This window comes from Pseudomonas sp. Z4-7, assembly GCF_051131965.1.
In the GTDB taxonomy this organism is placed as follows: Bacteria; Pseudomonadota; Gammaproteobacteria; order Pseudomonadales; family Pseudomonadaceae; genus Aquipseudomonas.
Genome location: NZ_CP071642.1, coordinates 3,673,476 through 3,686,811, shown reverse-complemented (window position 1 = coordinate 3,686,811; position 13,336 = coordinate 3,673,476). Strand labels below are relative to the sequence as shown.

Here is a 13,336-nt window from a genome sequence, read left to right as displayed (position 1 = left end):
CCTGGCCGGGTGCATGTGACCGGAAAGCGGAGATCCGACCGGATGAATGATCAGGCCAACAGCGTCGAAGAGCGCTTTGAAACGACAGCCCCAGCCACCCTCAGTCAATGGAGTCGCCACGACACGACGTGGATGCTGGGCCTTTTTGGTACCGCCATTGGCGCTGGCACGCTGTTTCTACCGATCAACGCCGGCCTCGGCGGTTTCTGGCCGCTGCTGATCCTGGCGCTGCTGGCGTTCCCCATGACGTTCTATGCGCACCGGGGCCTGACTCGTTTCGTGCTGTCCGGTCGCGACGGGGCAGACATCACCGAGGTGGTGGAAGAGCATTTCGGCATCAAGGCCGGCGCGTTGATCACCCTGTTGTACTTCTTTGCGATCTTTCCGATCCTGCTGATCTACAGCGTGGCGCTGACCAATACGGTGGGCAGTTTCCTGGAACATCAGCTGCACGTGCAGCCGCCTCCTCGGATTGTGTTGTCGCTGATGCTCATTCTCGGCCTGCTGGCCGTGGTGCGTTGCGGCGAGCAGGCGATCGTCAAGGCCATGAGCCTGATGGTTTACCCGTTCATCGTGGCGCTGCTGTTCCTTGCGGTGTTCCTAATGCCCCATTGGAACGGCGGGATCCTGACCACTGCGTCGACGCTGCCGGAGCCTTCGGCATTGCTGCATACCTTGTGGCTGGCAATTCCGGTAATGGTGTTTTCGTTCAACCATTCGCCGATCATTTCGGCATTTGCGGTGGACCAGAAACGTCGCTACGGCGATAACGCTGAAGAGCGCAGCTCACAGATCCTGTCGCGCGCGCATGTGCTGATGGTGGTGATGGTGCTGTTCTTCGTGTTCAGTTGCGTGCTGACCCTGTCCCCGGCACAACTGGCCGAGGCCAAGGCGCAGAACCTGTCGATCCTGTCGTACCTGGCCAACCATTTCAGCAACCCGACCATCGCGTTTGCGGCGCCGCTGATCGCGTTTGTCGCCATCTCCAAGTCATTCCTGGGGCACTACATCGGCGCCAGCGAAGGCCTCAAGGGCCTGATCGTCAAGAGCGGCCGGCGCCCGGCGCCGGAAACCCTCGATCGCCTGACGGCGGCGTTCATGCTGGTGGTGTGCTGGGTCGTTGCTACCCTTAACCCGAGCATCCTGGGCATGATCGAAACCCTGGGCGGCCCGGTCATCGCGGCCATCCTGTTTCTGATGCCGATGTACGCGATCCGCAAAGTCCCAGCCATGGCCCGCTATCGTGGCCAGGCGTCGAATGTCTTTGTGGTGTCGGTGGGCTTGGTGGCGATCACTGCGTTGGTCTATTCCCTCCTGGCCTGATAGCCCAGGGTGGGAAGGTGGCTCAGTTGGCAGGGATGTTGGCTGTGCCGCCGTCTTCGCGAGCAGGCTCGCTCCCACATTGGTTTTGGGTGTTTATGGCATTGCGTCCGGCATAAAACCCTGTGGGAGCGAGCCTGCTCGCGATGGCGGTCTGTCAGCTTGCATCAAATCCCCAGGCATAAAAAAACGCCGCCCCTCGCAAGAAGGGCGGCGTTTCAGTGGTGCGCTTTAAGCTTTACGCTTGAACGACCGGGATGTTGGCGTTGGCAGCCGCTTCACGGAACTCGGCGATCTGGTCGAAGCTCAGGTAGCGGTATACGTCCGCTGCCATGCTGTCGATCTTGCCGGCGTATTCCATGTACTCCTCGACGGTCGGCAGGCGACCCAGGATCGACGCCACGGATGCCAGCTCAGCCGAAGCCAGGTAGACATTCGCGCCGTCACCCAGACGGTTCGGGAAGTTACGGGTCGAAGTGGAGACCACGGTGGAGTTCGGTTCCACGCGTGCCTGGTTACCCATGCACAGCGAGCAGCCCGGCATTTCCATCCGTGCACCGGCCTTGCCATAGATGCCGTAGTAGCCTTCTTCGGTAAGCTGGTGAGCGTCCATCTTGGTCGGCGGCGACAGCCACAGACGGGTTGGCAGTTGGCCCTTGACCTGGTCGAGCAACTTGCCGGCAGCGCGGAAGTGACCGATGTTGGTCATGCAGGAACCGATGAACACTTCGTCGATCTTCTCGCCAGCAACGCTGGAGAGCAGGCGGGCGTCGTCCGGGTCGTTCGGCGCGCAGAGCACAGGCTCCTTGACGTCGGCCAGGTCGATTTCGATGATTTCCGCGTACTCGGCGTCCTTGTCGGCTTCCAGCAGTTCCGGGTTGGCCAGCCAGGCTTCCATCGCCTGGGCACGACGCTCCAGGGTGCGGGCATCGCCGTAGCCTTCGCCGATCATCCAGCGCAGCAGGGTGATGTTCGACTTCAGGTACTCGGCAATCGATTCCTTGGACAGCTTGATGGTGCAACCTGCGGCCGAACGTTCTGCCGAGGCATCGGACAGTTCGAAAGCCTGCTCGACGGTCAGGGTTTCCAGGCCTTCGATTTCCAGGATGCGGCCGGAGAAGGCGTTTTTCTTGCCTTTCTTCTCGACAGTCAACAAGCCTTTCTGGATCGCGTAGTAAGGGATCGCATGGACCAGGTCGCGCAGGGTGACGCCCGGTTGCAGCTTGCCCTTGAAACGCACCAGGATCGACTCGGGCATGTCCAGCGGCATCACGCCGGTGGCGGCGGCGAAGGCGACCAGGCCGGAACCGGCCGGGAACGAGATGCCGATCGGGAAACGGGTGTGGGAGTCACCACCGGTGCCGACGGTGTCCGGCAGCAGCATGCGGTTCAGCCAGCTGTGGATGATGCCGTCGCCCGGACGCAGGGACACGCCGCCACGGGTCATGATGAAGTCTGGCAGGGTGTGGTGGGTGGTCACGTCGATCGGCTTCGGATACGCCGCGGTGTGGCAGAAGGACTGCATCACCAGGTCGGTCGAGAAGCCCAGGCACGCCAGGTCTTTCAGTTCGTCACGGGTCATCGGACCGGTGGTGTCCTGGGAGCCTACGGTGGTCATCTTCGGCTCGCAGTAGGTGCCCGGGCGAACGCCGGTCACGCCGCAAGCCTTGCCGACCATTTTCTGCGCCAGGGTGAAGCCCTTGGTGCTTTCGGCCGGCGCTTCAGGCTTCTTGAACAGGTCCGAAGGCGGCAGGCCCAGCTCGGCGCGGGCTTTTTCGGTCAGGCCACGGCCGATGATCAGCGGAATACGACCGCCGGCACGGACTTCGTCAAGCAGGACCGGCGTCTTCATTTCGAAGGTGGTCAGGACTTCATCGGTGCCGTGCTTGCAGACTTTGCCGGCATGCGGGTACAGGTCGATCACGTCGCCCATGTGCATGTTCGACACATCGAATTCGATCGGCAGGGCGCCGGCGTCTTCCATGGTGTTGTAGAAAATCGGCGCGATCTTGCTGCCGAAGCAGAAACCACCGGCGCGCTTGTTCGGCACATACGGGACGTCGTCGCCGAAGAACCACAGCACCGAGTTGGTGGCGGATTTACGCGAGGAACCGGTACCGACCACGTCACCGACGTAGGCGATCGGGAAACCTTGGCCACGCATCTCTTCGATCTGCTTCATCGGGCCGGTCTTGCCTTGCTCATCGGGCACGATGCCGTCGCGAGCCATTTTCAGCATGGCCAGGGCGTGCAGCGGGATGTCCGGGCGGGACCAGGCGTCAGGGGCAGGGGACAGGTCGTCGGTGTTGGTTTCGCCGGTGACCTTGAAGACCCGCAGGCTGATCTTGTCGGCCAGCACCGGGCGGTTCTTGAACCACTCGCCGTCGGCCCAGGATTGCAGGACGGCCTTGGCGTGGACGTTGCCGTTCTTGGCTTTTTCCGCCACATCGTGGAAGGCATCGAACATCAGCAGCGTGTGCTTGAGTTCTTCGGCGGCGACCGGAGCCAGCTCGGCGTCGTCCAGCAGGTCTACCAGGGTCACGATGTTGTAGCCGCCCTGCATGGTGCCGAGCAGTTCTACAGCGCGCTTCTTGTCGATCAGAGGGGATTGGGCTTCGCCCTTGGCCAGGGCGGACAGGAAACCGGCCTTGACGTAGGCGGCTTCGTCGACTCCAGGCGGAACGCGATTGGTGATCAGGTCAACGAGGAAAGCTTCTTCGCCAGCCGGGGGATTCTTCAGCAGCTCGATCAGGCCTGCGGTTTGTTCGGCGTTAAGCGGCTGGGGAACGATACCCAGTGCGGCGCGCTCTTCGATATGTTTGCGGTAGGCTTCAAGCACAGTTATTACCCTCATCAGTGGTCCCAAATGGGTGTCCGGGACGCTCATCCAGAAACTCACGGCACTCATGCGCGTCAGGGGGCTTTTTGGGCCTCCACGCCAGAATTGCCGGAGTTCCTCACAGAAGCTGCTTTCAAAGTTTTACGCCTGCAGAACGGGAGCTGATGAGGGTTGGCGTTGGGCTTTCCCCGCTGGAAAGACCCTTCGCCAACACCGCTCTGAAGGAACGACTGTGCTCGTGACGCTTTGAAAACAGCTTCTAACGGACATTGGCGCCTTAAAAGGCTGGCTGATTCTACGGGAAAAAAAAATTAAAGGTAAGTTGAGCCTGGAAGTTTGAGGGGTGATCAATCTTAGACAAAGGGCTAACATGCCGGCCTGTCCTGTTTTTGCGTGTGCGTTGCCTTATGCCCAACCAGCTCATCAAGACCCCCTGCGTCGGCCTCTGTTCCACTGTCTACGGCGACCTGGTGTGCCGTGGCTGCAAGCGGTTCCACCATGAAGTGATTCACTGGAACGGCTACAACGAAGAGGAGAAGCGCGCGGTGTGGTTGCGGCTCGAGCAGCTGCTGGTGCAGGTGATGGTGGCCAAGCTCGAGGTTTTCGACCCGCAGCTGCTGCGCCAGCAACTGGAATCGCGCAAGGTCCGCTTCGTGCCGCATCAGTCGGAATATTGCTGGGCCTATCAGTTGATCGCCCGGGGCGCACGGGTGATCAATAACCTGGAAGCGTACGGAATGGTGCTGCTGCCGGAATTTCGCGACTGGGAGCTGCCCGAACTGCGCGATGCCATTGATCGGGAATTTTTCCTCCTGTCCGAAGCGCATTACCAGCGCTACATCGCGCCGGGGTTCTTGAAGGATGCGATTGGCGGCTGACAGGCCCTCATCGGTGGCAAGTTGCTTTGTACCCAGTAGCTCTTGTGGCGAGGGAGCTTGCTCCCGCTGGGTTGCGAAGCGACCCTCGCTCTTGATCCGGATAATTTTGAACCTGAAAAACCCAGGCGTCTGCTGCGCAGCCGAGCGGGAGCAAGCTCCCTCGCCACAAGAGCTTGATCGCCCAAGGTTTTTATTCTTTTGCCGCCATCTCCACCAGATGGTCCTCCACCTCCTGCGGCTTGAGCACCAGCACATCGCTTTCCAGCGTATCGAGCACGGCTTCGGCGGTGTTGCCGATCAGCACCCCTGACAAACCCGAGCGGGCCACGGTGCCAATCACGGTGACAGCGGCCTGGAGCTTGTGGGCCATGTAGGGAATCAAGACGTCCGCCGGGCCTTCCTGGATATGCAGGTGCTCGTCATCAATGTCGAATTCGGCCTGGAACGCCCGGCATTGCTCACGGTAGCGCGCCTCGATGGTTTCCTTGAGCTGGTAGGTCGGGTCGGCGGACGAGAGCATCGGCGACGGGTGGGCGCTGATGACATGCAGGTGCGCCTTGGCGAGGAGGGCGATGTCGTAGCCATGGTCGATAATCGTCGAGTGCAAGTGGCGGTGCTCGCCATCGGCATTGCCCACGTCGACGGCGGCCAGGATCACCCGGTCTTTCCAGGACCCCGACGTCTTGACCAGCAGCACCGGAGTCGGGCAATGGCGCAGCAGCTTCCAGTCGGCCGGGGTCAGCAGGGCTTTTTTCAAGGGGCTGTCGGGGAAGTGCTGCTTGATGACCAGGCCACAGCCTTCGGCCTGCTGCACGTCGATGATGGTTTCGTAGAGACTTTCGTTCCAGGCCTGCTCGGTGGTCACGCTGTAGCCGTCGGCCGCCAGTGCGGCCTTCAGGACGCTGAGCATCCCGGCATGGTCATGGTGTTTGTCGCAGACCAGCAAGTGCAAATGGGCCTGGGTCACGCCGGCGATCAGTTTGGCGCGCTTGAGTGCCAGGCTTTCCGAATGTTCGGGTTCGATGACCACGAGGATGCTGCGAATGGCTTGCATGATCGGCGTCTCCAGCAATGTAAAGGCACGGCGTTGCTCAACTATAGTTGTTCTGGACGGCCCGTCGACTTGATGCATATCAACGGCGGTGGCTGGTGGTCTGGGGGCAGGCCGGTATAATCGGCGCCCTTCGCTCGACTACCTTTGCCCGTGAGTCTCATGATCCTTCCCGAAATCCACGAATTCCTCGGCTGCCGCACCCCCGATGCCTGGGTCCAGGCGGCGCTGGCCGACCAGGAAACGTTGCTGATCGACCACAAGAACTGTGAATTCAAGGCCGCCAGCACTGCCTTGAGTCTGATTGCCAAATATCACTCCCATGTCGACCTGATCAATATGATGTCGCGCCTGGCCCGGGAAGAACTGGTGCATCACGAGCAGGTCATGCGCCTGATGAAAAAACGCAAGGTCGCCCTGCGCCAGCTCTCCGCCGGGCGCTACGCTTCGGGCCTGCGTAAAGTGGTGCGCAGCCACGAACCGGTGAAACTGGTGGACACCCTGGTGGTCGGCGCTTTTATCGAAGCCCGCAGTTGTGAGCGTTTCGAGGCCCTGGTGCCGCATCTGGACGAGGAGCTGGGCAAGTTCTATTTCGGCCTGCTGAAAAGCGAGGCCCGACATTTTCAGGGTTACCTGAAACTGGCCTACCAGTATGGCGACGCCAAGGATATTGCCCAGGTCATTGAGAGGGTCCGCGAGGCGGAGCGCGAGTTGATCGAATCAGTGGATGTGGAGTTTCGGTTCCACAGTGGTGTGCCTGCGCTTTAGGAACTGTGGTGTTCATGACGGCGCCATCGCGAGCAAGCTCGCTCCCACATTGGACTCTCTTTGAACACAAATCCTGAGTCCATCCCGAATCCCCTGTGGGAGCGAGCTTGCTCGCGATAGGGCCCCAAGCCGCGCTGCATCTCAACGGGTCAAACCCAGGCGTTCATGCCACTGGGCAATCGATTCTTCGGGATACAGGTCGAACTGCTGGTCACCCGAGCGCGCCTCGACCTCTACCCATGGCGCCTTGGAACCCAGCATCAGATGGGTACGTTCCGGCGGCACCGGCAGCGGCGTGTCGATGGCGGAAGCAAAAGGGTGGATCAATTCCGGCCATTCAGGGCTGAACAACCATAATCCGGAGCCGCACAGCGAGCAGAAATGCCGCTCGGCGCTGCTGCGGTGGGCGCGTTTGTCGCCCTCGTCCTTGAGCCGCGCATGGTAGATCGAGATGTGCTTGCGACCCTGCACCTTCAGGCTCGTGGCATCTCCCCCCAGGTTGATCGCAAAACCGCCGCCGCCCTGGGTCTTGCGGCAGATCGAGCAGTAGCAACGTTGGTAAGGGTAGGGGTGACTGCTGTCCAGGCTGAGCGATACGGCGCCGCAGTGGCAGGATCCTTCGAGGTGCATGGGAGCCTCCGGTGGATTGGAAATGGTTCAGTACAGCCTAGACGGTCGGCGTTTATTGCCGGTTGGATTTATGTTGAATGTGCGGACGCCTTCGCGAGCAAGCTCGCTCCCACATTGGAATCGGGAGATTCACAAGTCCGCTATGGGAGCGAGCCTGCTCGCGAAGGCGTTGGTACAGCCAGCATTACTTGGGCACCCGCCACAGGTACCACGCCGCCACCGTCCGGTAGGGACTCCAGGCCCGGCCGATTTCGCTCATCTGTCTGGAGCTCGGTTGGGTTTCCTGCCCTTTGAGCCGCCGATAACCCTCGCGAACCCCAAAATCATCCGCAGGCAGGATATCCGGCCGTTCCAGGCTATAGATCAACAGCATCTCCACGGTCCAGCGTCCGACGCCGCGCAGTGTGACCAGGCGCTTGATCAATGCTTCGTCGTCCATGGCCTGCGCCGTGGCGTAATCCGGCACGATGCCGTCCAGCGTGGCCTGGGCGATACCCTGGAGAGTGGCGATCTTGCTGGCTGAAAATCCACAACCGCGCAATTGCGCTGCATCAGTTGCCAGTATCTGCTCAGGCCCGGGAAACGTCCCCGATGGGTACAGCCCGAGCAGCCGGCCAATGATCGCATCCCCGGCCTTGGCGTGCAGTTGCTGATAGGCAATCGCCCGCATCAGCGCCTCATACGGATCCCGGGCCGGTTTGGGTTGCAGAAGGCAAGGACCGATCGACTCGATATGGCGCCGCCAGTCTTCGTCCAGGCCTGCCAGGAAAGTGCTCGCTTGCTGATAAGACGCCGCCATCAGTCAAAACGCCAAAGGCAACGAAACCTGCACCGCGGCTCGCTCCAACCGTAATAGAAACGCCTTGCGCGGCTGACCGCCGCCATAGCCGGTCAAGGAGCCATCCGCCCCAATCACCCGGTGACAAGGGATGACGATGGCCAAGCGGTTCTGTCCATTGGCCAGGCCCACGGCGCGGCTGCCGCCAGGGCTGCCCAGTGCGTTGGCGACGGCGCCGTAGCTGCGGGTTTCGCCGTAGGGGATTTTCTGCAGCTCGGCCCAGACCCTGGCCGCGAAGGCGTTGCCAGGCATGTGCAACGGGACGTTGAAAACCGTGAGCTTGCCGGCGAAATAGTCGGCCAGCTCGCTTTCGATCTGTTGCAGATGCGCGTTGTGGCCCGGCGCAACCGTATAGCCGTAGCGTTGCTGCAGTTCCTCCAGCTCCTTGGTCAAGGCCGGGCGATCGAGAAACTCCAACAGTACCAGGCCGCGACGCTCGGCCATGGCCAGCATCGGCCCCAATGGCGTGGTCAGGCGAGTAAACAGCAAGGGTTCGCTGAGGCCGGCGCGGCCGGGGGTGATGTGGAAGGATTTGACGAAGGCATCACGAAACCCGCTCAGCGATTCATAGCCGGAGTCGAACGCCGCATTGTCGATCGAGGCGCCTTCCTTTATCCCGCCCAGGGCGATGCCCAGGCGCCGGGTGCGCAGGTAGGCGTGGAAGGTCATGCCGAAATGCTGTTTGAACCAGCGGCGTAATTTCAGCGGTTCGATACCTTGTTCCAGCAGCAGGGCGTCGGTCCAGCGCAGGTCTGGCTCGGCGTCGACGGCTTTGAGCAATGCCTGGATCCAGTCCGGGGCAATGGCGGCGGCATCCAGCGGCTTGCAACGCAGGCAGGCCCGATAACCGGCGGACATCGCCTCGTCGGCGTGGGCAAAGAACTCGACGTTCTCCGGTTTCGGCTTGCGCGCGGTGCAACTAGGGCGGCAGAAAATACCGGTGGTCTTGACCGCGGTGAAGAACACCCCCTCGTAGGTGGTGTCTCGTTCGAGCATGGCGCGGACCATCTCGGCGTGGGGCGGAAGCAGCGAGTGATGTAGGTTCATGGGCAGAGCATAGAACCGTGGCCGGGACGACTCCACCGAAAAATCGACAATGAATTCATGGTCATTTGGTCGGATGCCCGCGAACAAAGATTGAACCTTCAAGTCTTAGAGGTTCACCCGCTGTTTTTGTCTTTCGGAGACATCATGTCCAAACACAAAAAATCCCTCATCGCCGTAGCTGTCTGTGCCTTGGCGTTCGGCGCCTCGGCTTTGTTGCCCGCCGACCTGTCACCTATCGGTTCGAGCTATGCCGCGGGCGGTGGCAACGGCGGTGGCGGCGGTAATGGAGGCGGTGGCGGCAATGGCGGAGGGAATGGCGGCGGCCACGGTGGCGGCGTGGGCGGTGGGCAAGGCAATGGCAACGGTGGCAAGTCCAGCGACTCCAGCGGCCACGGCAAAGGACTGGCCAGTAATCACGCCGGGACTCGGACTCGCGATCATGGCCTGAGCGGTAAGCACACTGGTACCACCCGCACCGATCGCACCAGCAAGGCGTCGGCGACTTCCGCCATTGCCAAGGACCGTGATACTCGCGGCTTGACCAAGGCCTCGGCGATTTCCGCCGCTACGCCGGGCACCCATAACACCAAGGGCTTGAGCAACGCGACCCGTTCATCGATGAAGAACGACCGCTGATTGCTTGAATGAAATCGCGAGGCCTGTTTCCGGGCCTCGCGATTTTTTTCGTCTGCCGTTCAGTCCTGTTCGACGAGTCAGTACTTCCAGAACACCGGCGTGAACAGCACCAGCACCGTCAGGATTTCCAGCCGTCCCAGCAGCATGCCGATGGTCAGCAGCCATTTTGCCGCATCCGGCAAGGTCGAGAAGTTGCCGGCGGGGCCGATGATGTTGCCCAAGCCCGGACCCACGTTGCAGACGGCAGTGGCGGCACCGGTCAAGGCGGTCGTCCAGTCCAGGCCGATCAGGGCCAGACCCAGGGCGATGGCGCCGATCGTGATGGTGAAGAAGAACGAGAACGTCAGCAGCGAACGAACGATTTCCTCGTCGATGGGATGGTTGTTGTATTTCTTCTGGATCACCGCCCGGGGATGGATCAGCTGCTTCAAACTGCCCATCAGCAGCACTCTGGCGACTTGAAAGCGAAAAATCTTCAGGCCCCCGGCCGTGGATCCCGAACAGCCGCCGACGAACGTCAGGTAGAAGAACAGCAGCAGGGCAAAGCTGCCCCACAGCGTGTAGTCACCCAGCGCCACGCCAGTGGTCGTGACGACAGAGGTAACGTTGACCGCCACGATGCGAACCGCGTCCCACCACGCGTGATCGCTGTTAAGGCTCAGCCAGGTACCCACCAGCAGCCATGTAACGACCAGAAAGCCGATGAAGCCCCTGACTTGCTGGTCCTTGAGCAGGGCGCGCCGATGGCCCCGCAATGTCGCGACATACAGCGTGAAGGGCAGCGATCCGGCCATCATGACGACCACTGACACCCAATGAACCGCCGGTTGCGGCCAGTGCGCCAGGGATGAATCGGAGGTGGAAAAGCCTCCGGTGGAAATCAGCGACATCGCATGGTTGATCGCCTCGAAAGGCGTCATTCCCGCAAGCCACAGCCCCAACGTCGAGAGGGCGGTCAAGCCGATGTAGATCCACAGGATGTAATTGGCCGCGACGTGAGAGCGCGGCGTGACTTTCTCCGACCAGTCCGAAGATTCGGTCTGGAACAGCCGCATGCCGCCGACCCGCAGCAGCGGCAGGACCGCCACGGCCATGCCGATAAAGCCGATTCCGCCGAGCCAGTGCAACATCGACCGCCAGATCAACAGGCCGGGCGATGCGCTATCCAACCCGGTCAGGATGGTCGAGCCGGTGGTGGTGATGCCCGACATGGTCTCGAAAAATGCATCGGTGTAGCTGATGTGCTGGATGAACACCATCGGCAGGGCGGCGAATGCGCAGACAATTACCCAACTGGCGGTGGTGAGCAGGTACATTTCCCTGGGACGCATCTGGACGTGGTCCGGCCTTCCACGGGCCACCAGTGCCACACCGCAGACGAAGGTGATCAGGCTCGACCATAGAAACGCCGACAAGTCATCGTTGCGCTCGTAGAACATCAGCGTAAACAGCGGAATCGCCATGCTGATCGCAAGGGTGATCAGGAAAATCCCGAGGATGAAACCGATGAGACGCAGAACCGCTATAGACATGGATGACGCCTGATTCAAATAGCTGCCCAGTATCGATTTGGTGAATCGCTTACCGCGTAAAATTTGCGTAAAAAAATGAAGCGGAAGTGCTAGACGACAAAGGCAGTTTTCTTCAATACCCGAGCAGGCGGCCCCTTTACCTTGGGGCCTCTTTCCTGAACTGAAGAAGATATGTGATGAGCTTGATATTTTCCATGGCCACCTTTGCCCTGGTGGCTTCCATTACTCCGGGCCCGGTCAATATCGTCGCCCTCAGCTCCGGTGCCCGATATGGATTTCGCGCAACCTTGCGCCATGTCGCCGGCGCCACCCTCGGGTTCGTCCTGCTGCTGGTCTTGATGGGATTGGGGTTGCATGAAGTATTGCAGCGCTGGCCTGGGCTCACGCGTGTGGTGCAACTGGCTGGTGTGGCGTTCCTGTTGTACATGGCCTGGAAACTGGCGGTGGACAACGGCGAGCTGGGTGACCGGGACGAGGGGCGCGCGCCTTCGATGTTCCATGGCGCGTTGATGCAGTGGCTCAACCCCAAGGCGTGGCTGGCTTGCGTGGCGGGGATGGGCGCCTTCGTGGCCGACGGCGAGGCGCGGCTGGTGTGGCAGTTTGCGGCGATCTACCTGGTCATCTGCTATGTCTCGGTGGGTTGCTGGGCCTATGCGGGCAGCTTTCTGCGCACGTGGCTGGGTAACCCGGCGACCATGCGCCTGTTCAATCGACTGATGGCGGCGTTGTTGGTGGCGAGCGCGGTGTATCTGTTGTTGCCTTGAGTCTGACGAGGTGTCCAACTGGCAGAGCTTTTGTGGCGAGGGAGCTTGCTCCCGCTCGACTGCGCAGCAGTCGCCAGGTTTTGGGGCTACTGCGTAGCCCAGCGGGAGCAAGCTCCCTCGCCACGGAGTCAAGTGGCTACGTCAGCCGCGGTATTGCCCGGGTGTAGCCGCCAGGTGTTGCTTGAACGCCCGTTGGAAGTGCGCCTGATCGGCAAACCCGCTGTCCAGCGCCACATCGGCAATCAGCTTGCCCTCGCGCAGTTGACGGCGGGCGAACTGGATGCGCCGGTTGATCAGGAAGGCATGCGGTGTCATGCCGTAGTGGCGCTTGAAAGCCCGGCTCAAATAGGATGGAGAAAGCTGCGCGAAGGCGCAGATATCCTCGAGCTTGAGGGCTTCGGTGCAATGGTCGTGAATGAACTGCGCCGCCCGCATCAGCGCCGGGTGGCTGCCACGCTCCGGACGTCCGGCCGGGTTGAGGCGATGCTGGAGATCGGTGAAAAACACTTCGGCGGCGACTTGCTTGCCACTGGTATCGATATGTTCAGCCACCAGCGTTTCGTAGAGCCCGCACAGGCCGGAGAAAAGCGCGACATCACGGCTATGGGTTGTGCCGAATGCCTGGAAGTCCAGCGAGGGGTCAAAGCCGATACGGCGTTGCAGATCCCGCAGCCATTGGGTGTTGACATACAGCATCACATAAGACCAAGGCTGATCGTCGATCGGATTGCAAGCATGGACGTCGCCGGGATTCATCAGCACTACCGTGCCGCTCTGGACCTGAAACCGCGATTGTTCGTGCAGGTAGGTGCTACGTCCGGCGGTGATCGCGCCGATGGAAAAGTGATCATGGGAATGACGCGAATAACAGACCTTGCGCCCATCGGCGATGGCCCGGGCCTCGATGAAAGGCAGCGCCGCGTCGCGCCAGAAACGTGGGGCGGCGTCGTGGTTGGCGGGCTTCATCAGGCAATGTCCTGTTTTATTGGCAGTGCCTGAGTGTATGCGTCCGTGCCGGAAAATGCCCGTTCGA

Annotated in this window: 12 protein-coding genes; 5 read left to right on the top strand and 7 right to left on the bottom strand. The window is 61.0% G+C overall.

Annotated elements, in window-relative coordinates:
• Positions 1 to 42: 42 nt before the first annotated feature.
• Positions 43 to 1,323, top strand: a complete 1,281-nt coding sequence (locus J3P91_RS16505; RefSeq protein ID WP_434601120.1) for a serine/threonine transporter — start codon at positions 43 to 45, stop codon at positions 1,321 to 1,323.
• Positions 1,324 to 1,558: 235 nt separating this feature from the next.
• Here J3P91_RS16505 and acnB read toward each other — a convergent pair whose 3' ends face one another.
• Complete coding sequence (gene acnB, locus J3P91_RS16500; protein WP_305501222.1) at positions 1,559 to 4,159, bottom strand: bifunctional aconitate hydratase 2/2-methylisocitrate dehydratase; 2,601 nt, start codon at positions 4,157 to 4,159, stop codon at positions 1,559 to 1,561.
• A 407-nt stretch (positions 4,160 to 4,566) separates the two neighbouring features.
• Here acnB and J3P91_RS16495 point away from each other — a divergent pair, with 407 nt between their 5' ends.
• Entirely contained in the window at positions 4,567 to 5,037 is a 471-nt protein-coding gene (locus J3P91_RS16495; protein WP_434601119.1) for a DUF1289 domain-containing protein, read from the top strand.
• Positions 5,038 to 5,227: 190 nt separating this feature from the next.
• On the opposite strand, the gene J3P91_RS16490 is transcribed toward J3P91_RS16495, so the two are convergent.
• The gene (locus J3P91_RS16490; protein ID WP_434573569.1) at positions 5,228 to 6,091 is read right to left on the bottom strand and encodes a universal stress protein; all 864 of its coding nucleotides are present in this window, start codon (positions 6,089 to 6,091) and stop codon (positions 5,228 to 5,230) included.
• A 159-nt stretch (positions 6,092 to 6,250) separates the two neighbouring features.
• On the opposite strand from J3P91_RS16490, the gene J3P91_RS16485 reads away from it, so the two are divergent.
• The gene (locus tag J3P91_RS16485; protein ID WP_434601118.1) at positions 6,251 to 6,856 is read left to right on the top strand and encodes a tRNA-(ms[2]io[6]A)-hydroxylase; all 606 of its coding nucleotides are present in this window, start codon (positions 6,251 to 6,253) and stop codon (positions 6,854 to 6,856) included.
• 141 nt (positions 6,857 to 6,997) lie between these two features.
• Here J3P91_RS16485 and J3P91_RS16480 read toward each other — a convergent pair whose 3' ends face one another.
• From J3P91_RS16480 to J3P91_RS16470, 3 genes are all read right to left on the bottom strand, one after another.
• On the bottom strand, positions 6,998 to 7,486 hold the full coding sequence (locus J3P91_RS16480; protein WP_434601117.1) for a GFA family protein: 489 nt from the start codon (positions 7,484 to 7,486) through the stop codon (positions 6,998 to 7,000).
• 184 nt (positions 7,487 to 7,670) lie between these two features.
• The gene (locus tag J3P91_RS16475; RefSeq protein ID WP_434601116.1) at positions 7,671 to 8,285 is read right to left on the bottom strand and encodes a DNA-3-methyladenine glycosylase family protein; all 615 of its coding nucleotides are present in this window, start codon (positions 8,283 to 8,285) and stop codon (positions 7,671 to 7,673) included.
• 3 nt (positions 8,286 to 8,288) lie between these two features.
• Positions 8,289 to 9,371, bottom strand: coding sequence for a bifunctional transcriptional activator/DNA repair enzyme AdaA (locus J3P91_RS16470; protein WP_434601115.1), 1,083 nt, complete (start codon positions 9,369 to 9,371; stop codon positions 8,289 to 8,291).
• Between the two features lie 144 nt (positions 9,372 to 9,515).
• On the opposite strand from J3P91_RS16470, the gene J3P91_RS16465 reads away from it, so the two are divergent.
• Positions 9,516 to 10,007: a hypothetical protein gene (locus tag J3P91_RS16465; RefSeq protein WP_434601114.1), complete on the top strand. Its 492-nt coding sequence runs from the start codon at positions 9,516 to 9,518 to the stop codon at positions 10,005 to 10,007.
• Positions 10,008 to 10,084: 77 nt separating this feature from the next.
• Here J3P91_RS16465 and J3P91_RS16460 read toward each other — a convergent pair whose 3' ends face one another.
• Positions 10,085 to 11,539 (bottom strand): TrkH family potassium uptake protein, encoded by a 1,455-nt coding sequence (locus tag J3P91_RS16460; protein WP_434573580.1) that lies wholly within the window; start codon positions 11,537 to 11,539, stop codon positions 10,085 to 10,087.
• Between the two features lie 176 nt (positions 11,540 to 11,715).
• Between J3P91_RS16460 and J3P91_RS16455 the strand changes: the two genes are divergently transcribed.
• Positions 11,716 to 12,303 carry a LysE family translocator gene (locus tag J3P91_RS16455; RefSeq protein ID WP_434601113.1) on the top strand — a complete coding sequence of 196 codons (588 nt, stop codon included), beginning with the start codon at positions 11,716 to 11,718 and terminating at the stop codon, positions 12,301 to 12,303.
• Between the two features lie 141 nt (positions 12,304 to 12,444).
• Here the strand turns inward: J3P91_RS16455 and J3P91_RS16450 are convergent, their stop codons facing one another.
• Complete coding sequence (locus J3P91_RS16450; protein WP_434601112.1) at positions 12,445 to 13,269, bottom strand: AraC family transcriptional regulator; 825 nt, start codon at positions 13,267 to 13,269, stop codon at positions 12,445 to 12,447.
• Positions 13,270 to 13,336 lie beyond the last annotated feature (67 nt).

Coding starts and splice junctions, on each gene's coding strand:
- J3P91_RS16505 (WP_434601120.1), top strand. CDS start 43: ATGAATGATCAGGCCAACAGCGTCGAAGAGCGCTTTGAAACGACAGCC.
- J3P91_RS16495 (WP_434601119.1), top strand. CDS start 4,567: ATGCCCAACCAGCTCATCAAGACCCCCTGCGTCGGCCTCTGTTCCACT.
- J3P91_RS16490 (WP_434573569.1), bottom strand. CDS start 6,091: ATGCAAGCCATTCGCAGCATCCTCGTGGTCATCGAACCCGAACATTCG.
- J3P91_RS16485 (WP_434601118.1), top strand. CDS start 6,251: ATGATCCTTCCCGAAATCCACGAATTCCTCGGCTGCCGCACCCCCGAT.
- J3P91_RS16480 (WP_434601117.1), bottom strand. CDS start 7,486: ATGCACCTCGAAGGATCCTGCCACTGCGGCGCCGTATCGCTCAGCCTG.
- J3P91_RS16475 (WP_434601116.1), bottom strand. CDS start 8,285: ATGGCGGCGTCTTATCAGCAAGCGAGCACTTTCCTGGCAGGCCTGGAC.
- J3P91_RS16470 (WP_434601115.1), bottom strand. CDS start 9,371: ATGAACCTACATCACTCGCTGCTTCCGCCCCACGCCGAGATGGTCCGC.
- J3P91_RS16465 (WP_434601114.1), top strand. CDS start 9,516: ATGTCCAAACACAAAAAATCCCTCATCGCCGTAGCTGTCTGTGCCTTG.
- J3P91_RS16460 (WP_434573580.1), bottom strand. CDS start 11,539: ATGTCTATAGCGGTTCTGCGTCTCATCGGTTTCATCCTCGGGATTTTC.
- J3P91_RS16455 (WP_434601113.1), top strand. CDS start 11,716: ATGAGCTTGATATTTTCCATGGCCACCTTTGCCCTGGTGGCTTCCATT.
- J3P91_RS16450 (WP_434601112.1), bottom strand. CDS start 13,269: ATGAAGCCCGCCAACCACGACGCCGCCCCACGTTTCTGGCGCGACGCG.